Origin of the sequence: Parabacteroides chongii, assembly GCF_029581355.1 — a bacterium.
GTDB lineage: Bacteria > Bacteroidota > Bacteroidia > Bacteroidales > Tannerellaceae > Parabacteroides > Parabacteroides chongii.
Genome location: NZ_CP120849.1, coordinates 1,391,311 through 1,411,770, shown reverse-complemented (window position 1 = coordinate 1,411,770; position 20,460 = coordinate 1,391,311). Strand labels below are relative to the sequence as shown.

Sequence of the window (20,460 nt, the reverse complement as noted above, 5' to 3'; positions counted from 1 at the left end):
AAGTTTTATGAAACGACTATTAATATATATGCTGACAGGTGCATCGTTAATGGGCACATCCTGTTCCGATTTTTTAGATACGATTCCCCGTGATGCTTTATCTCCAAGTACGACCTGGCAGACTGAAGAAGATGCTCAAAAGTTTTTGGTTGGTTGTTATGACGGATGGGTGGATGACAGTGCGATTCTCTATTGGGATTGTGGCTCTGATTTCGGCTATAATAATTTTATACATGAAGGTTGGAGGCTTATAGGTAACGGTGGTATGTCTCCGGGAAATCAGGTGGCCAATTTGTATAGTTTTAGTATGATTCGTCGTTGTAATGATTTTCTGACTAATATAGAAAATGTTGAATTTGAAGATGAAGCAGAAAAAAATGATATGATCGGTCAGGTAAAGACTATCCGTGCTTTCCAGTATTTTGATAAGAACTGGTGGTATGGTGGTATCCCTATTATCGATTCTTATTCTACTGCAGATGAAGCAAAGGTGAAACGTAATACGGAGGAAGAAGTAAAACAATATGTTTATGATGAATTGGATGCTGCCATTCCTCTATTAAAAGAAACGCCTTCAGCCAGGGGGTATATTGCTAAAGGGACTGCTTTGGCTTTGAAGATGCGTTCCGCTTTATATTATGGTGATTATGCACGTGCAAAAGAGGCTGCAAAAGCTATTATTGATATGGGAATGTACGATCTGGAGTCTGATTATTCCAGACTGTTCCTGGTAGAAGGTCAGGATTCCAAAGAGATTATCATGGCCACTCAGCATGATACGAATTTGACTTCTACCTGGGTAATAGCTACTATGTATAATAATGCAGATGGTGGTTGGTCGTCAATGGTTCCTACCCAGAATCTTGTTGATTTTTATGAAATGGATAATGGTTTAACAAAGGAGGAAGCCGGTAGCGGTTATGATCCGGTTCATCCGTTTGCCAATCGCGACCCGCGTATGGCTATGACAGTGCTTTTTCCCGGACAGGACTGGGGAGGCGGAATATTGAATACGCTGGATAAGACCGTTAATGGGGTTGCCAATCCGAATGATCCGAACGGGGCGGATAACTCTTCCAAAACCGTTTTGACCTGGGCTAAGTATTTAGGTAAAAGTGTGAATTATTATGCTGATATGTGGTCTGCGAATGCTAATATTATCGTTTTCCGCTATGCAGAAGTTTTATTAAGTTATGCAGAAGCAGAAAATGAACTGAATGGTCCTTCTGCTGAAATTTATAACATACTGAACCGTATTCGCAATCGTGTCGGGATGCCTGATGTCGATCAGACGAAGTATAATACACAGGCAGAACTGCGTAAATTGATCCGCCGTGAACGTTCTGTCGAACTGGCTGGTGAAGGTCTTCGCCGGGCGGATATTCTTCGCTGGAAAGACGATAGTGGTAAACTGGTGGCAGAAACAGTTTTGAATGGCCCGTTGAATCGTATAACAGGAACTATCGACTATAAGGAAAGTAATCCTTATAAACGTGCGGTAGTAACAGGAACGGAATTGATCGAGCCTCGTCAGTATGCATCTCATAATCGTTATTTACCGATTAAACAGGATGCAATGGATAAGAATCCGAATTTGGACCAGACTCCGGGTTATTAATTTTGTATTTGGTTGAAAGCGAGGAATATCTCCGATGTCTTCTGTGTTTCGGAGATATTCCTCTTTTTTAATAAAGACCAGTGTTGTACTTGCTAAAAATAATTAGAATGAAATTACACAACCTTTTCAATATAGCATTATTGTGTTTAGCCTCTTTCCTGGTTGAGGCACAACAAGTATGGACTCCTGATAACGGAGACGGAACATTTACGAATCCTCTTATGTGGGGAGACTGGCCTGACCCCGATATTATTCGCGTCGACGATGATTTCTATTTTATATCGACCAGTATGCATTATGTACCGGGAAGCCCGATCGCAACCTCTAAAGATTTGGTTAACTGGAAAATGGTGGGATATGCCGTTGACCGATATGATGAAGATGAACGTTATGATATGCAGAATGGACAGTTATATCTGAATGGATCTTGGGCAAATACGATCCGCTATAATAACGGTAAATTTTATGTAGGTTTTTGTACCCCTTATGGGTTGGGCACGGAAACCGGACATTTTTCCATCTGTGAGGCAGATAAACCGGAGGGTCCCTGGAAACGTACTATATTCCCGGAATATCTTTACGATCCGGGGCTGTTTTTCGATGATAACGGCAAGGTATATGTGGTTCACGGGCAGGGAAAGTTACTCATTACGGAATTGAATTCCGACGTGAGGTCTGTTAAAGGAAAACCTGTTGAAATCTGGAATAAACGATTTGAGAACAGCCAGACATTCGGTAAACGTTTTGGAATGGAAGGTGCCCATATGTATAAGATTAACGGAAAATATTATATCACTTGTCCGGCTGGTGGCACGGAAGGCTGGCAGGTTTGTCTTCGTTCCGATAGTATTTATGGTCCGTACGAACATAAAATAATCGTGGACGACAACAGTTCTTATCCTCCTAACGGTTTACATCAGGGAGGGATGGTTCAGTTGAAGAATGGTGATTGGTGGTTTATTATCATGCAGGACCGGGGTCCTATCGGTCGTGTTCCCTGTTTAATGCCTGTTAAATGGGTCGATGGCTGGCCGATGTTGGGTACTGACGGAAAAGATGTTATTACTTATCCAAAACCGAATGTCGGTAAGACATATCCGGTTATGGTACCGGCGACATCGGATGAGTTTAAAGGGAAGAAGCTGGGACTACAATGGCAGTGGAACCATAATCCGGATGATACGAAATGGACATTGACTGAACGTCCGGGATATATGCGTCTGAAGGCATCGCAGGCAAAAAGTTTGAAAGAGGCTCGTAATACTTTAACTCAACGTGTACAGGGACCGTCATCAGAAGGTTCTGTATTGGTGGATATTACCGGTCTGAAAGATGGAAATGTGGCAGGATTCGGAGTATTCCAGTTTCCGTATGCTTATGTAGCTGTACAACAGGAGGGAGATGACCGGAAGATTGTTATGTGTAATGACGGAGAGATCGTAGAGACGGTAGATGCTTTAAAAGGTAATAAGATCTGGATTCGTGCCCGGGTTATGGACAAAGACTTTACAGCTCGTTTCTATTACAGTCTCGATGGAAAGACTTATTCTCCGATAGGAAATGAACTGAAAATGGGGTTAGGTCTGGATTGGACTGCAAACCGTTTTGCCTTGTTTAATTATTCAACGAAAGCAAATGGAGTTGGCGGTTATGCTGATTTCGACTGGTTCCATTTTACAGGAAAATAATAGGGGCATGAACTTGAATCTTGTATCAGAATAAAATGAAAAACATCAAGAATACTTTGTTACTATTGTTGCCGGTTTTGGGTATGTACTTTTTTTCTGCTTGCGATCGTCAACAAGCTGACCAACCTGATCCGGTGGAGTCGATCATAAAAAAACATATTATTCGTTTTACGACTCCGCCGGAACGGATTCCAGCCCGGTATGCAACTGATGCACCTTTGCTAGGGAATGGTTTTACTGGTATCGCGTTGGGTGGAGCTCCGGAAGAACTGACATTTTATGTGGCACGTAATGATTTTTGGCGATTAAAATCAGCGTTAGATGAATCTTATCCTGCTGTATTGGGTAAAATAGAATTGTCTGTCCCAGAGTTGAAGGGAGCTTCTTATCTGGTAGAACAGGATTTATATGACGCGATCTCTTATGCATCTTTTACTAAAGAAAGTCTTTCCGTGTATTGTAAAACTTATTTGTCTGCTACCGAAGATATTTGGGTTTTAGAGATAAGGATGGAGGGAAAGGATGCATTGGAAGGATCTGCCCGGATTGTTCTGCCTGGAGAAAAGGAGATATTGAATGAGCCGCCTTTGGAACGTGTATTTCCGGATATCAGAGAAAATGATTTCACTTCGGATGGAACCCAATATGTATCCCGTGCCTTTGTTGATTCTGTAGATATTCCAACCAAAGCAGCTATGGCATTACATGTAGAAGGTTCTCCGGACGGAAAATTTACTTTGAGGTCTGGAGAAACTGTCCGTATAGTAGGTTCATTCTCCAGTAATTTTAAAAGTGATGATTGTGTGTCGGAAGTCATACGAAAGGTGCCGGATTGTTCGGTCGGAGAACTGGCGGTTATAGAAAAAGATCATAAACAATGGTGGAAAAATTATTGGAAGAAATCATATGTCAGTATATCTGACAGTATCATTGAAAAACAATATTACCGATCTCTTTATGGCATGGGAGCTTGTAGTCGTGACCTTGATTTTCCTCCTTCTATTTTCGGTTCTTGGATTACTAAGGAACGTCCTTGGTGGAATGGGGATTATCATTTGAATTATAATCATATGGCCCCTTATTATGCCCTTTACTCTGCTAACAGAATTGAACAGGCTGATCCGTATTATATGCCTTTATTGGCACTGATATCGCGGGGAAATTATTATTCGGAAAAAGTGACATCTATACCTGGAGGTATTTTGTTGCCTGTCGGTGGCGGTCCTTTAGGGATTGAAACGACCCGCCGCTCTCCTTTCATGGATCTATATTTCAAGGAATGGATCGATGGTAAAAATGTGGAAGATGAGGGACTGTTCTGGGGACAGAAAAGTAATTCGGCTTATGCGGTTGTGAATATGTCCATGCAGTTTTATCGTACATGGGATGAGGAATATACCCGGAAAGTATATCCTTTTGTGAGAGGAGTTGCTACCTTTTGGGAAAATTATCTGACCCGTGAGGGAGACCGTTATGTCATTTACAACGATGCGATCCATGAAGGTACGGTAGGGACAAAGAATCCGATCCTTTCATTGGGTTTGGTGCGTATGGTTATGCAGACAGTTTCCGATATGAGTCTTTTTTTAGGAGTTGATGCTGATAAAAGATCTCAATGGACTTTTGTTCATGATCATCTTTCTGAGTATCCGTTACAGGAACGAAACGGGAAGACTGTTTTTCGCTATACTGAAAAAGGCACGGACTGGTGGGACGGCAATACCTTGGGAATCCAACATATTTACCCGGCAGGTCAGATCGGGTTGGATAGTGACCCCGAACTATTGAAAATAGCTCGTAATACGATTGAGGAAATGAACCGTTGGTCTGATTATAACGGAAGTAACAGTTTTTATCCTGCAGCCGTGCGGGTCGGTTATGATCCGGATAGTATATTAGTTCATCTGAATGCTTATTCCCGTCATACTTATTCCAATGGGTTCCAGTATGGAAATCCGCATGGCATTGAAAATTTGAGTACTGTTCCTAATACCATCAATGAAATGCTTTGTATGGGACATCAGGATATTGTCCGTATTTTTCCTGTCTGGCCCCGTGATAAAGATGCTTCATTCCACCAGATACGGGTAGAAGGGGCTTTCCTGGTATCCGCTACACTTGAAAATGGAGAAGTAACCTCTCTGATTCTGTCCAGTGAGAAAGGACGTGATCTGACATTACAGAACCCATGGGGGCAAAGAAAAGTGGAGGTAAGAGGAAAGACAACCGGTAAAAGAGTGATGGAAGGCGAGTTTATCAAAATGAAGACGGTTGCTGATGAAACTTATCAGTTTATGCCGATTGAATAGTTCTTGTTAATAGAAAAAGATTGTTATCGATGAAATATATTATTAGTTTCTTAATTTTCTGTTTGTCCGGTTGTGGTTTACAAACAGAGACCTCTCTCTCTGAAGGGAACTCTTCCGGGCGGTGGGTGGTCTGGTCAGGGAAGCCGTCTGCAATATGGGAAGATGCTTTTGTGACTGGAAATGGCAGTCATGGAACAATGGTTTTAGGGCAGCCTGGCGATGAACGGATCATTTGTGTACATGAAGAACTGTTTATCCGTGGATGGGATCATAATAAAGAGACGGTACCTGTCACCGCTGATCTGTTGCCGGAAGTACGCCGTCTGATCGATGAGGGTAAAAATAATCAGGCATCGAGCCTGATTGCTGATGAGGCTGATCGTCAGCTGGTCGGGATGGGAGCCAAACAACGATGGCCTTTGATCCCTCATCCGGCTTTCGATTTGCGGATACAATATCCGGATCGGTCTGCTTCTGTTAATGGGAAATATCGCCGCCAGCTCGATTTGGAAACAGGAGTTGCTTCTGTTTTTTATGATGAAGAGAACGGGATGACGGAATCGGTTTTCTCTTCCAGGAAACATAATGTCAATGTCATTCGGCTGAAGGCTGGTAAACAGGGAAAAATCAATACAATCCTGAGTTTTGAAGAAACTCCCGGGCGACAGGGTATGCACTTTGAACATAACCTGGACAGTGCTTTTCTTTCGGTTGAGCCAGGGGCTATCCCTGGTTGGCTGACTTATCATGCAGCCTATGCGAATGATCCCGGGGGATACGATGGCTTGGCGCGGGTTACTCAGAAAGGCGGAAATATGCAACAGGAAGGTTCATGTCTGAAAATTGAAGATGCAGACGAAATACTTGTTTTGGTACGTATTGCTCCGTTGGCGGATGGCAAAACTTCGGAAGAAATGAATGTACGACAGGAGTTGTCCGGTTTATCGGACAGTTATGAAGAGTTACTGTCTTTACACAGCAAGGAACATAAAGAGATGTTCTGCCGGATGCAGTTGGATCTGGGATGTGCTTCAGAGTGGAAAGAAATCCCTACGGAACAAATGTTAGAAACAGTAAGCAAGCAGGGAGTGACTCCTTTGTTTATGGAACAAATGCATGCAATGGGCCGTTATTTGTTGATCTCTTCGTGTGGAAAATATCCGCCTCCCTTGCAAGGTATTTGGGGAGGAGGATGGAAACCGAACTGGATCGGTGGGTTTGTTTGGGACTCTAATATCAATCTGGCAATTTCGGCTGCTTCGATGAGTAACCTGCCGGAATGTGCGGAATCTTATTGCAGCTATGTTGAACGGCTGTTACCCGGATGGCGTTTGAACGCCAGGAACTATTTGGGATGCCGGGGCTTCATCGTAGCTCATTATAATGATCCGGAGAACGGCTATCTGACTCATTTCGGACCTTCTTTCCCCTGGATGTGCTGGCCGGGAGGAGCGGGCTGGAATCTACGTCCGTTCTACGAATATGCCATGCTGACAGGGAATAATGAAGCATTGGAAAAAAGAGTGCTACCTTTGTATCGTGAGATAGCGGATTTCTATGAAGATTTTCTGGTACTGGGCAGTGATAGCCTGTTTCACTTCACTCCGAGCGTATCACCGGAAAATGCACCGAACGGGAATGATACCTGGTTGAGTAAAGATGCTACGATGGATGTGGCGATAGCCCGTGAAGTATTCGGTATCTTGCTGGATATGGGAAAACAGTTCGGTTTGCCGCAGGAGGAGATGGATAAATGGAATTTTTATCTGGAGAGACTACCTGAATATCGGATCAATGAAGACGGTGCTTTGGCAGAATGGATAGATCCCGGTTATCCTGATGTATACAACCATCGGCATTTATCTCATTTATACCCTGTATTCCCAGGGGCCCAGCTTAGTAAAAATAAAGGGGACAAGCAATTGAGACAAGCAGCTAAGGTCGCTTTGGATAAACGTTTTGAGTTCGATACCAGTTCGGCACACGGTTTGCTTCATCTGGCCCTTCAGGCCGTACGTATCGGAGATATGAACAAAGTCGTGAAAAATCTGGATCGTTTCAGCCGCCGTTATTATGTATACGACGGGCTGGTAACTTCTCATGACCCGAATCATCAGATCTATAATCTGGATGCTATATTAAGTTTGCCTCGTTTGTTTATGGAGATGCTGGTATATACAGAACCGGGGAAAATAGAATTGATACCGGCATGGCCGAAAGAGTATGCCGACGGACAACTGAAAGGTGTCCGGGTCTTCGGTGGGCATACGCTCGACATATCCTGGAAAGACGGGGAACTGGTCGATGCTGTTTTGCATGCGGTACAAGACGGACCATACGAGGTTCTTTACCGGGATAAAACCAAACAGCTGGAACTCCATAAAGGAGAAACATATCAAATAACTATGCCATGAAAAGAGTATTTTATATCATTTATATATTTTGTTTGTGTATTAGCTGGTCTTCTTTGTCAGCCAGAGAATATCATGTATCCGTACAAGGAAATGACAATAATAGCGGAACTCTGAAAGCTCCCTTTAAAACGATTGATAAAGCAGCTCGGGTTGCTTATCCTGGTGACGTAATTACTGTGCACGAAGGAACGTACCGGGAAAGAATTGATCCGCTACGTGGGGGAGAGAAAAATAAGCCGATTATTTATCAGGCAGCGAAAGGAGAGATGGTTGAAATAAAAGGATCGGAAGTAATCAAAGGTTGGGAAAAACAAGACGACCGAACCTGGTTTGTTAAGATTCCCAATATATTTTGGGGTGATTTCAATCCTTATGCCGATATGATATATGGAGATTGGCTGGAAAAAGGCAAATGGTGCCATACCGGTGAAGTTTACCTGAATAACAAAGCCTTGTCGGAAACACCGGAACTGGACCGGTTACTTTCCGGGAAAAGCGATACGGCTTTTTGGTATTGCCGGGTAAACGAGGATACAACGATCATTTGGGCGAACTTTGATTGTGACCCCAATAGGGAGACTGTCGAGATAAATGTCCGGCAATCCGTATTTTACCCCAGTAAGCCGTTTGTTAATTATATCCATGTCTGCGGTTTTATCATGAGTCATGCCGCAACCCCGTGGGCACCGCCGACAGCGGAACAGATCGGCCTGATCGGTACCCATTGGAGTAAAGGATGGGTTATTGAAAATAATAAGGTCAGCCATTCGAAATGTGTGGGGATTACCTTGGGTAAATATGGTGACGAATGGGATAATAAGTCCGAATCGGCGGAAGCTTTTGTGAGGACGACGGAACGTGCTCTGGAAAACAACTGGGACAAGGAGCATATAGGAAGCCATATCGTTCGGAATAATCAGATATCCTATTGCGGACAGGCCGGTATTGTAGGAAGCCTGGGAGCGATATTCAGCCTGATCGAAGGGAACAGTATCTTTGAGATCGGGATGCACCAGTCGTTTTGGGGATATGAACTGGCTGGTATAAAATTTCATGCCGCTGTCGATGCTGTCATTAGTAACAACCATATTTACAGGACCGAAGGTGGTATCTGGCTCGACTGGATGACACAAGGAACCCGTATTACCCGGAATTTCCTGCACGATAATAAAGTTCAGGATTTCTCCCTGGAAGTCAATCACGGACCTGTGCTGGTCGATAATAATCTGTTTTTATCGAAAGAACTGGCGCAGATCAAACTTTCACAAGGAGTTGCTTTTGTTAATAATTTGATTGCTTGGAAAGTTTGGGAAACGTTATTGACGGATGAAAGGGAAACCCCTTATCTGGTCCCTCATGGAACGTCGATCGCAGGACTTCATAATTGTCCGTGCGGTGACGCAACATATTATAATAACATATTTACCCGGGTGGATATGACTCCTTATGATGAATGTTTGTTACCTGTGAGCCTGGATGGAAATATATATCTGTCGGGTGCTATTCCCGCAGAGAAAGAAAAGGGAGCTTTTGTAAATGCCGGTTTTGATCCTGAAATTCAGGTTATGGAGAAGCCGGATGGGTGGTACCTGCAGATGAAAGTATCAAAGGAATGGAAAGGTCATTCAAAAAAGAAACCTGTTAGTACCAGAGATATCCGGGAGGCAGTCATACCTCACCAGTCATTCGATCGGGAGGGTAATCATCCGATTGTTTTTGATTCCGATTATTTTGGTAATAAAAGGAAGCAACATGCTTGTCCTGGTCCGATAGAATTTGCCGAAGAAGAAGGTGTATGTCTGATAAAAGTATTTCCTTAAAAAATATGATAAATACAATTTTGATGAAAACTGCTTGTATTGCTTTTACTCTGTCTCTGAGTAATCCGCTTGTGCAAGCAAAGAATGAAAATCCTGTAAAACAGGAAGTAAACATCGGTAAACAATTTGCCTATCCCGACCGGATTCGTTATGACGGTTCCTGTATGACTATAGACGGGAAAGATATCTTTGTTTACAGTGCAGCCTTTCATTATTTCCGTTGTCCGGAAGAATTATGGCGCGACCGGTTCAAGCAAATCAAGGAGGCAGGATTTAATGTGGTGGAGACTTACGTTCCCTGGAACTGGCATGAAAGAAGTATGCCGAAGAGTCTGAAAGATACGACAAACTTTGACTTTTCCGACCTGAAACGCTGGTTGAAGATGGCGCAGGAAGAGTTCGGGCTTTATACCATTGTCCGTCCGGGTCCGTTTATCTGTGCCGAATATTCCGGTGGAGGTTATCCCCGCTGGCTGGCCAGATTCCGTCCGGAAGGAGTGGAAGGTTTTTGGTTGCGCAGTGCCGATCCGGAGCATATCCGTTGGTCGGTGCATTGGTTTGATGCTGTATGTAAGGCATTGGCAGATGAGCAGGTCACCCGTAAACCGAAAGGAGAAAAAGGGATTATCATGATCCAGATAGAAAATGAATACGATGCCCATGGTTGTGACGGGAAAGATAAATTCCTGAAAGAGTTGTATCGTTCCGTACGCAGGAACGGTTTCGATGTCCCGGTGTTTACCTGCCTGACTCGTGAATGCCGTGAAAGTGAAGATGCCGAACTGTCGCAGGTATTTGACTGCGATAACTATTACGTGGGTCTGTCTGCCGCTCCCAGTTGTGCACACCGGATGGCTGCCCTGCGCAAGGTACAGCCGGATGCTCCCGGGTTTGTTACTGAGTTACAGGGAGGATGGTTTTCATTGGTTACCGGAAAGTTGAGCGAAGATCATTATTCCGACAACCGTCATTTCAAAGCTATCGGTTTGATGTCCATATTAGGCGGAGCTACCGGCATCAATTATTATATGTTTTTCGGCGGAACCCATTTTGCAGGGTGGGGAGCCAGGGGGATGACTACCACCTACGATTATAATGCCGCTATACATGAAAACGGGGCGTTAGGTCCTAAATATTATGAAGCCAAAGGAATCGGTAGTTTCATAAAAGCTTTCGAACCGCAACTGGTCCGCTCGGAAGGTGGTCCCTGTGAGTTGGAAGGTGCACCGAAGGAATTGTTCGGTGGTGTACGTATCGCTGTAGACGGAACCCGCTTCATCTTCCTCCATAACACCGATCCGGATCATCCGGTGAAAGGAAAGGTGACACTGATTCCCGGTAAAATGAGTAAACCGGGCGAACCGATGTATAATATCAACCAGAATGGTGAGAAAGTCCTGATCTCTTCGGCGGATATAAAAAATACCGATTCCCTGACAGTTGAACCGATAGAGGTTCGTTATGATTTGCCTGCACTAGGTTGTAAGGTATTGGTTGTTCCGGCAGGAAAGAAACCTTCACAGGGAGAGTGGTGGCCTAAAGAACAAATGCGTCCGTTACGTCCTTCCCGTTTGCCTGACCCTGTCCGTATCACTTCCGTATTGAAGAAAGAGGATGATTTCTCACAGGCTAAATGGCAGCTGTTACCGCAGCTGGTATCACTTTCCGACCTGGATGTGAATGATTTCCGTTATAGTCTGTATCGTACGCATGTAAATCTGACATCTCAGCAGGCGGCGGATGAGCGTTTTCTGTTGTTCAATATGTTTACCCGCGATATCGTGTCGGTACAGGTCAATGGCAAGCAGGCAAAACGGTTGTTCCCCGACAAGGCGGATGCCCAGACCTGGACTACCCGCAACTGTTTCGATCGTATTCGGCCGGATGAATACGACAACCGTTTTGACGTATCCGGTTTGTTGAAAGAAGGCGAAAATGAGATCATTGCCGTATATGAGAACCTTGGACATGCTCATGGGTATGTACCGATGGAAGAGTTAGCTGGTATCCGCCAGGGTGGTTTGTCTGTCACGGAAACGGCCATGACGCATCCGCTTGAATGGGAGTGTGCAAAAGATGTAGCCGGAATAACTGTCGGTTGGAACCTGCCGCAGTTCACTCCGCAAGGTTGGCAATCAGTCGCTTTGGATACAACCGGCGATATCCCCCGTAAAGGAAACGATATACAGCCTACAAGTGATCCCGACGGTCTTTTCTCCTGGTATCGGGTCGAGTTTGAATTACCGTCGGCTGATCCTTCCGTTTGGATTCCTTGGTTGCTACGGATCAATGCTTCCGGTAACGGCTATATGTGGCTGAACGGACATAATATCGGTCGTCATTGGGAGGCTGGTCCGCAACGTGAGTTTTACTTGCCGGAATGTTGGTTGAACTTCGGGAAAAAGAAAAATGTCCTTGTTCTGGGATTACGTCAGACAGCTAACGGTGCAACTATAAAGGCGATGGAGGTGGCTCCTTATCCTTCCATATGAGCGGTATATGCTGTTGTTTCTTTGCAAAAAGACCTGATTAACTGTTTTTGCAACATCTATTTGTTATCGAGGTAGATTTACTGGATGAAATGATCGATCGTGAATAGTGAGCATTCAGGAGGTGTATACTACGCTGAATGCTCACTATTATCGGCGAATTGATTTATAATTGTCGACAAGCAATTACTACGACGGGACCTTATCTTTTCTTTGGGATGAACTTCAGGTTATATCGGGTTGTAACTATGAATATTACTCTTTCTCCTTCAATAATTGTTCCAACAAAGCGGACTTCTCTTTTTCAACGGCCAGCATGCGTTCAAAAAGGTCGGTGGCTTGTTTGTTCAATTCCATGATTTTATCTAGGGGATGATGGATTGTATTGTGATGATTTTCTTCTCCAACATTCGAGTTATCAACTCCTGTATTATAACTTCCACTTTCAAAATTGTTATTTTCAATAATAACTGACAGCGGGTTTTCATCCAGTTCTTCAATGATCTTGGGAGAAACATTTAGGATGTTCGCGATTTGGATCAACGTATCTTTTTCGATTACCCGTTGGCTTTCGATACGTGAAACCTTTTGTTGCGTAGTACCGAGCCTTTCCGCCAATGAGCTCTGTTTGATACCCATTATATTACGTAATTTGCGGACGTTCGAACCCTGGTGAACGTTTTTGGGGGCTTTCTCTTCTATTTCTTTTTCCATATCGAACTTATTTTATTTGAGACAAATATAAGGACAAAACGATAAAGTCTTTGCTTGTCATATGGGAAATAACAATCTACCTTGCTTTTTTCTTTTCCTGCATACGATGTAAAAAACCTAGCCGTTTTGTGTATTTTACCTAAGCATGAATATTGGGGCATGAAGATATACTGCTTTTCTTTGTAAAGGTATCGTGAAAATGAATTGATAAAAAAGGAATAATGGATATCGACGTGCATTGCGAATTTTTACGATATGTGACAGCTTCCGGTAAGAAGATGATTGGTGAATCAGAGGATAATCCATCAAATAAGTAGTTTTATACTATTTTTTATAACAAAAATAAGTTTACATTTGCATTGGATTATAGCGTGCAATTATATAGAAAATGATTTTAATTAGCTCATACAGCCATGTCATTAAGAAATAGTTATGATAATTACAGAATAATACTTGTTGAATATTTAACTTAATATATATTGAATGCCTCTATTACAGATGAAAAACTAATTGCTGCAATCGGAAATGATGATTACACCAGTTACAATAAGCTGTTTGTACGATATTACAGCCGCTTGTGTTGTTATGTCTATCGTCTGTTAGGAGAGAAGGAGGATGCTGAGGATGTTGTGCAGGACTTATTCTTTACGCTTTGGAACAATCGGAAGAAAATAGCGATTGGCGAAAATGTTTCCGGATACCTTTATAAGATGGCTAGAAATTTGGCATTGAATCATATCCGTACGCAAACGAATTACAAAACAGTTTTAGAGAACCGGGAAGAGCAACTTTCTTATTACGAAGAAAATCCGCTTGAGACTGAAGAATTCCGCATGGCCCTTTACGATTGTATCAACCTGTTGCCTGGCAGGTGTAAAGAGGTGTTACTCCTTCACCGCGTAAAAGGACTGAAGCAGAAAGAGATTGCAGACCAGTTATCCATTTCAGTCAAAACAATTAAAAATCAGATATGGGCATCCCTTCAGAGGTTGAAAAAGTGCCTGGAGGTAAAAGGTATATAATTTTTTTTAGGTCCGTATAGGACCTTTTTTGTTTTAGGGTGTCTTAATTATAAAAGGAAGATTCATGGAAGAAAAAGAACATATAAGTGATCATATAATAGATTACCTGCTCAGTGGTGAAAAAGATATCACCGATCCGGTACTACAGGAATGGCTGGATCGAAAAGAGGAGAATCGGCAGGAAATGGAGCGGTACCGCAGGATCTGGGAGGAATCCGGACATTATATGGATCCTGGTATTTTCAATGTGGATCGTGCCTGGGAGAAAGTGGATACGTCGAACAGACAGAAGACTCTTCTTCGGAAACGTATGAATAATATTTATTATACTTTATCGGGTATTGCTGCCTCTGTCTTATTGATGGTCGTTCTTTCTGTTACCGGAGTATTTGATAAGGAGCAGGATATCTCTGTCAGCTTGACTGCCGATTACGGGAACCGTTCGGAAATAGCGTTGCCTGACGGGTCGGTCGTAAAGTTGAATTCAGGGTCGGATATTACTTATGTATATAATTCGAAGAAGAAAATTCGGGAAGTCCGTTTTCAGGGGGAAGGATATTTTGATGTATCAAAAAGTAAAACCCCTTTTATTGTGAAAATGGCTGATGGAGTAGAGGTGAAAGTATTAGGCACATCTTTTAACCTGAAAGCTTATGCCGATGACCCAACTGTACAAGCATCATTGGTGGAGGGAGATATTGAACTGGGACATAATAACGACAAACTGAAGATGAAAGCGGGTGATATGGCTGAGTTCGATAAACGAACTAATACATTGAAACAACTTAGCGGTGATTTGTCTCATTCTTATGGATGGCTGAATAATAAGCTTTACATGGATGATATGTCATTGGAGGATGTCTGTAAATATTTGGAAAGATGGTATAATGTCGATATCCATATTCAGGGGGATTTAGGTAAAAACATACATTACAATGGTGTAATACAGGAAGAAACAATTGCGGATGTGTTGGAGGCCTTATCCTATTTAAGTAATATAGCCTATCACGTGAAAGGGAAAAATATAAGTATAACCTCTAAATAAATTTGCCTATGAAGTAACAACCATGAAACACGAAAAACGGGAAATGTTGCAACCACTTCCCGTCTTATTTTTTGATCATTAATTTACAGTGTGTTCAGCACTATTGTTAACAAACAATCAAATTACAAATATATGAATTTTTTTAATATGTCAAGGCTGGAATCGTATCCGGTCCTTAAAAAGGTATACGCTATTATGAGATTGACAACATTAGCTTTAATTGCTTTCTCGCTTAATATTTCGGCTACCGTTTATTCCCAAAAGACGAAGCTGTCGTTGGATGTCAATAATCAGTCCATCAAGGAGATCCTTTACTTGATAGAGAACCAGTCCGAGTTCCGGTTTATTTATGAGAGTGGAAAAATCAACCTAGATAAGAAAGTCTCTGTCCGCGAGAAAGACCAGAGTGTCGAAACTATTTTGAACCGTCTGTTTGCAAAGGAAGGGATCAAGTATGAGATCACAGAGAATAATCTTATTCTAATCAACCCGGCGGAAAAGAGTGACAGTTCGGGAAAGCCGGTTGTGGCACAGGGAAAGAAAGGAAATGTGACGGGTATAGTTACTGATGCTGGCGGTGAGCCGATTATCGGTGCTAACGTTGTGGAGAAAGGAACTACGAACGGAACCATTACGGATATCGATGGTAAATATACTTTGAATAATGTTTCCGGAAAAACACTCCTAATCTCTTATATCGGTTATATCAGCCAGGAAGTACCTGTACATGACGGTTCTCCCGTTAATGTAAAGTTGCTGGAAGATACTCAGAAGCTCGAAGAAGTAGTAGTTGTAGGGTACGGTATCCAGAAAAAAGTGAACCTGACCGGATCGGTTTCTTCTGTCAGTGCAGAAGATATTCAGGATTCTCCGGCGGGTAGTTTGTCCAGTGCGCTTGTCGGTAAAATGGCAGGGGTATTGCTGACGCAATCCGGAGGTAAACCCGGTGCTGGTGCCGATATGACGGTGCGCTCCAAAGGTACCTGGAATGATTCAGCTCCTTTGTATGTGATTGACGGGATTGTCAGAGATAAATTTGCATTTGACGGTTTGGATGCGAGTGAAGTGGAAAACCTGTCTGTACTGAAAGACGGAGCATCTGCTGCCATCTATGGAGCACGTGCGGCCAACGGCGTTGTGTTGGTTACTACCAAGAAAGGAAAAGTAGGAAAGCCGACGATCGCTTATACCGGCTCTATCGGTATATCTGATGCAACTATGATTCCTGAGACACAGAATGCTTACAACCAGGCAGTCTTTATCAATGACAATAGAATTGTGGAAAATGTCGATCCGACAGATTTGAGTTATTATACGGACGATGAGTTAGAGTACTTCAAAAAGAACAATTATAATTGGCTGGATGAGGCATGGAAACAACCGCTGCTTACGAGACATTCTTTGAATGTCAGCGGAGGTAACGAACGTGTCCGCTATTTTATTGGAGGTAACTACTATTATGAAACAGGTTCTTTCGATAATCTGAGCTTCAAGAAATATAATCTGAGAAGTAACCTGGAGGCAAACATTACGAAAGACCTGATCGTCTCCCTGAATCTGAATATGGATACGAGAAATGACGATAAACCGTATTGGAGATATGACAACGATTCAGATAAGATGGATAACCTGTACAGAGGGTTACTTTTCCGGACAGGGCAGGTACCTCCGTATATTAACGGGAAGCCGACGGGAAGTTTTGTAGAATGGCACCCGATAGAATTGTTGGGAGGGAATACCGGTTATAACAGAAAGAAGTATTCCAATTATGAAGCGAATATTTCTTTACAATATAATGTTCCGTTTATCAAGGGATTGAGTCTTAAATTATTATTTAATAAATACGACAGGCACACATTTATTAAACAGTTCAACCGTCCTTATTCGTTGTATGAATATAAAATGACAGGCGGCCACAATCATATTATAACAGATGTGGTAGACCGTGTCAAAGTAAGATCTGACGGTGATTTTCTGGAGGAAAAATATGATACCAGAGACAGTTATCAGTTGAACGGATATATTACATATGCCAATAAGTTCGGAAAACATGATGTGGGTGCCCTGTTTGTTTACGAGCAATCGGAAGGAACGGTCGATTGGTTCAACGGAGTGAGAAATTACTTCATATCTTCCGCAGTCGACCAATTATTTGCCGGTAGTTCCGATTCGAAGAACTCTACCGTGGATGGAAAAGGGGAAGAGACAGGACGTATCTCTTATATAGGTCGTTTGAATTATGGTTACGATGACAGGTACCTGGTAGAAGCCTCTTTCCGTTATGACGGATCTGTCAATTTTGCTCCCAAGAACCGTTGGGGATTCTTCCCGTCTGCTTCATTGGCGTGGAGAGTGTCGGAAGAAAAGTTCTTCAAAGAAAATGTTAAGTTTATCAACTATTTGAAATTAAGAACTTCCATTGGATTGCTGGGGAATGACGGTATCGTGTTGAAGGATAAAAATGCGATCAGCGGATGGCAATGGATGCAGCGATATAATCTGGTAAATGGTGCTTATTTTGGTTCGTTGAGCAGCGGTGTTGCAGCAGATGTTATTCCCAATGTCGATATAACCTGGGAAAAGTCTTTGACATATAACTTCGGTCTTGATGCTACTTTCCTGAATAACAGGCTGTCGATGAATGTGGATGCTTTCTATCGGCATACATATGATATTTTGGGAGACCGAGCAGCCAGTATTCCTGCCACTTTCGGCGCGAAGATGCCTTCTGAAAACTATGGTGTGATCGATGCCAAAGGGTTTGAAGTGGAGTTAGGCTATAATGATAAGATCGGTGACGATTTCAAGTATTATGTAAAAGGAAATTTGGGATATGCAGTGAATAAAGTGGTCACGAAAGATGAAGCAGAGAATCTTCGCCCCTATAAGTCCGAGATCGGTTATAGCACGGATCGTAAAATGGGATATATCGCAACAGGTATTATCCGTACGCAAGCAGATCTGGATGCACTGCCGGAAGGTTATACTATCTTTGGGCAGAAGCCTGAACTGGGAATGCTGAACTATAAAGATTTGCGTGGTGCGAACAGTGATGAACCGGATGGTGTGATTGATGATAATGATAAAGACTGGATTATAAATCATACGACACCTCCTTTGAATTACGGTATTTCTTTAGGTGGTTCATGGAAAGGCATTTCTTTGGATATTTTCTTGCAGGGAGTAGCTGGGCATGATGTGATGATCGCTATGAGAGGTGCTCAGGCACGTCCGCAAGAAACAAACTTCGATTTTTGGACTGATCACTGGACACCGGAGAATGTGAATGCAGCTTTTCCACGTGCATCTCGTAATGCTGCTGATGAGGAATCGACATTTTGGATGCGTAACGGTTCTTTTTTACGTCTGAAAAATGTGAATCTTTCGTATGCATTGCCTAAATCTGTATTGACAAAGTTGGGGGTTGCCCAGTTGAAATTCTTCTTGACAGGAAATAACTTATGTTTGCTTCAGAATAAGGTAAAATATTATGATCCGGAAAGTTCGACAATATTCGATTATCCTATGATGAAGAGTTATTCTTTTGGTGTGAACCTTAGTTTCTAATAATAAAATTAAAGTATTATGACTATCAAATATTTATTATACGGCTCACTGTTGGCTATGAGTGTGAGTTGTTCGGATATCCTGAATAAGAAGGATTTATCAGCTGTAACAGATGACCAGGTTTGGGGAGATGCCAAGTATGCGACAGCTTACCTAAACAGACTGTATGAAAAGAACCTACCTAAATGGGAAGGAGAACAAGACAGAGATGGAGATGGTGCGAATTCTATTTTTTATTCCTCTTACTCGGATGAAGCCGATGGCGGTGGTGGTGTGATGTATGGTCAGTTGACGACGGCTTCCTGCGATTATTGGTATTATGAAGATATTCGTAATATAAACATGTTATTTGAAAAGTTGGAGAATAATGAGGCGATAGACACAGAAACTTGTACAAGTTTAAAGGCTCAGGCTTCTATCCTTCGTGCTTGGAGATATTTTTGCATGGTACGCGTCTATGGTGGTGTTCCGATGATATTATTGCCTCAGAAACTTACGGATGATTTGTTGGTGTCACGTAATAAAACGTCTGAGTGTATTGATATTATTATTAAAGATCTTGATTATGCCTATGAAAATCTTCCTTGGAGCTGGACTGGTGATGATCTGGGACGGGCAACTAAAGCTGCTGCATTAGCTTTGAAAGGGCGTGTTCTACTGTATTATGCTAGTCCTCAGTTTAATCCGGATAACCGGATGGACCGCTGGGAAGCTGCATATAAAGTGAATAAACAGGCAAAAGAAGAGTTGGAAGCAAACGGCTATGGATTGTATGCCAGTTATGAAAAGATATGGTATGATGAGATGAACCGGGAAGTTATTTGGGGGCGCAGATACCAGGAACCGGGAGCTACAAACAAATGGAATGCGGCGACTCGTCCTTTGTCCGAGGCACAGAATTATACAGGGGCTAATCATCCGACATTGGAAATGGTTGAATCATACCCGATGGTAACAGGTGTTCCTATTACTGAATCTAAGGAGTACGATCCTGTTTTGTATTGGAAAAACAGAGATCCTCGATTTAATGTGACTATCGCTTATAACAGCTGTACATGGGAGTTGAGCGGTAAAGCCGGAAGAAAGCAGTGGACGTATGTGGGTGCTGAGTTGAATGCTCCTACGGCAACAGGTTTTTATTGTAGAAAGGCTGTTGATCCGAGTTATACATCTTATTATACGGAAAGAAGTAGTACCGACTGGATTGAGATTCGGCATGCAGAAGTTTTGCTGAATTATGCGGAATGTGCAGCTATGATGGGTAAAACAGAGGAGGCTTATGATGTATTGAAAGCGATCAGGGCAAGAGCTGGTATACTCGCGGGGGATAATGGCATGTATGGGCTCAAGACTGGCCTGTCATCAGGGCAAATGATCGATGCGATCATGCTGGAGAGAAAGCTGGAATTGTCTTTCGAGGGTAAACGTTATTGGGATTTGCGCCGCCGACGTTTGTTTGAGGCAGAATTGAACGGGAAAGTCCGTCATGGGGTTCTGCCCAAGTTGAATATACCGGAGGAAGAATTCAATAAGATAAAGGATACGGCTGATTTTGATAACAATTATGCTACTTACTTCAGAGACTCGCTAGTTATTCTGGATAAGAACTTTGCTATTGATTTTAAAGATAACTACTATTTCTATGCGATACCTAACAAGTATCTGGAAACGAACTCCAAGATGGAGCAGACACAAGGCTGGAGCGGTGGTACATTCAACCCGTTAGATTGATTTTATAATTATAGAAGGCAGGGACCTGTGTTTCTGCCTTCTT

At 42.6% G+C, this 20,460-nt stretch carries 11 protein-coding genes; 10 read left to right on the top strand and 1 reads right to left on the bottom strand.

The window, feature by feature from the left end:
* Window positions 1–7: 7 nt before the first annotated feature.
* The 6 genes from P3L47_RS05485 (at window position 8) to P3L47_RS05460 (ending at window position 12,341) form a co-directional block, all read left to right on the top strand.
* Window positions 8–1,618 carry a RagB/SusD family nutrient uptake outer membrane protein gene (locus P3L47_RS05485; protein ID WP_122362117.1) on the top strand — a complete coding sequence of 537 codons (1,611 nt, stop codon included), beginning with the start codon at window positions 8–10 and terminating at the stop codon, window positions 1,616–1,618.
* 107 nt (window positions 1,619–1,725) lie between these two features.
* On the top strand, window positions 1,726–3,306 hold the full coding sequence (locus tag P3L47_RS05480; RefSeq protein WP_277782947.1) for a glycoside hydrolase family 43 protein: 1,581 nt from the start codon (window positions 1,726–1,728) through the stop codon (window positions 3,304–3,306).
* A 35-nt stretch (window positions 3,307–3,341) separates the two neighbouring features.
* Entirely contained in the window at window positions 3,342–5,615 is a 2,274-nt protein-coding gene (locus P3L47_RS05475; protein ID WP_277782946.1) for a glycosyl hydrolase family 95 catalytic domain-containing protein, read from the top strand.
* Window positions 5,616–5,644: 29 nt separating this feature from the next.
* Complete coding sequence (locus tag P3L47_RS05470; protein WP_277782945.1) at window positions 5,645–8,029, top strand: glycosyl hydrolase family 95 catalytic domain-containing protein; 2,385 nt, start codon at window positions 5,645–5,647, stop codon at window positions 8,027–8,029.
* Window positions 8,026–9,849 (top strand): right-handed parallel beta-helix repeat-containing protein, encoded by a 1,824-nt coding sequence (locus P3L47_RS05465; protein ID WP_277782944.1) that lies wholly within the window; start codon window positions 8,026–8,028, stop codon window positions 9,847–9,849. The genes P3L47_RS05470 and P3L47_RS05465 overlap by 4 nt, the downstream gene beginning before the upstream one ends.
* A gap of 23 nt (window positions 9,850–9,872) precedes the next feature.
* Window positions 9,873–12,341: a beta-galactosidase gene (locus P3L47_RS05460; RefSeq protein ID WP_427910537.1), complete on the top strand. Its 2,469-nt coding sequence runs from the start codon at window positions 9,873–9,875 to the stop codon at window positions 12,339–12,341.
* 252 nt (window positions 12,342–12,593) lie between these two features.
* On the opposite strand, the gene P3L47_RS05455 is transcribed toward P3L47_RS05460, so the two are convergent.
* Window positions 12,594–13,052, bottom strand: coding sequence for a helix-turn-helix domain-containing protein (locus P3L47_RS05455; protein WP_122362121.1), 459 nt, complete (start codon window positions 13,050–13,052; stop codon window positions 12,594–12,596).
* 479 nt (window positions 13,053–13,531) lie between these two features.
* Here P3L47_RS05455 and P3L47_RS05450 point away from each other — a divergent pair, with 479 nt between their 5' ends.
* From P3L47_RS05450 to P3L47_RS05435, 4 genes are all read left to right on the top strand, one after another.
* Window positions 13,532–14,074, top strand: a complete 543-nt coding sequence (locus tag P3L47_RS05450) for an RNA polymerase sigma factor (RefSeq protein WP_233577150.1) — start codon at window positions 13,532–13,534, stop codon at window positions 14,072–14,074.
* A gap of 64 nt (window positions 14,075–14,138) precedes the next feature.
* Complete coding sequence (locus tag P3L47_RS05445; protein ID WP_277782942.1) at window positions 14,139–15,119, top strand: FecR family protein; 981 nt, start codon at window positions 14,139–14,141, stop codon at window positions 15,117–15,119.
* A 195-nt stretch (window positions 15,120–15,314) separates the two neighbouring features.
* Window positions 15,315–18,686: a TonB-dependent receptor gene (locus P3L47_RS05440; RefSeq protein WP_277782941.1), complete on the top strand. Its 3,372-nt coding sequence runs from the start codon at window positions 15,315–15,317 to the stop codon at window positions 18,684–18,686.
* An 18-nt stretch (window positions 18,687–18,704) separates the two neighbouring features.
* Window positions 18,705–20,417, top strand: coding sequence for a RagB/SusD family nutrient uptake outer membrane protein (locus P3L47_RS05435; RefSeq protein ID WP_129730953.1), 1,713 nt, complete (start codon window positions 18,705–18,707; stop codon window positions 20,415–20,417).
* The last annotated feature ends 43 nt before the right edge of the window (window positions 20,418–20,460 follow it).

Coding starts and splice junctions, on each gene's coding strand:
- P3L47_RS05485 (WP_122362117.1), top strand. CDS start 8: ATGAAACGACTATTAATATATATGCTGACAGGTGCATCGTTAATGGGC.
- P3L47_RS05480 (WP_277782947.1), top strand. CDS start 1,726: ATGAAATTACACAACCTTTTCAATATAGCATTATTGTGTTTAGCCTCT.
- P3L47_RS05475 (WP_277782946.1), top strand. CDS start 3,342: ATGAAAAACATCAAGAATACTTTGTTACTATTGTTGCCGGTTTTGGGT.
- P3L47_RS05470 (WP_277782945.1), top strand. CDS start 5,645: ATGAAATATATTATTAGTTTCTTAATTTTCTGTTTGTCCGGTTGTGGT.
- P3L47_RS05465 (WP_277782944.1), top strand. CDS start 8,026: ATGAAAAGAGTATTTTATATCATTTATATATTTTGTTTGTGTATTAGC.
- P3L47_RS05460 (WP_427910537.1), top strand. CDS start 9,873: ATGAAAACTGCTTGTATTGCTTTTACTCTGTCTCTGAGTAATCCGCTT.
- P3L47_RS05455 (WP_122362121.1), bottom strand. CDS start 13,052: ATGGAAAAAGAAATAGAAGAGAAAGCCCCCAAAAACGTTCACCAGGGT.
- P3L47_RS05445 (WP_277782942.1), top strand. CDS start 14,139: ATGGAAGAAAAAGAACATATAAGTGATCATATAATAGATTACCTGCTC.
- P3L47_RS05440 (WP_277782941.1), top strand. CDS start 15,315: ATGAGATTGACAACATTAGCTTTAATTGCTTTCTCGCTTAATATTTCG.
- P3L47_RS05435 (WP_129730953.1), top strand. CDS start 18,705: ATGACTATCAAATATTTATTATACGGCTCACTGTTGGCTATGAGTGTG.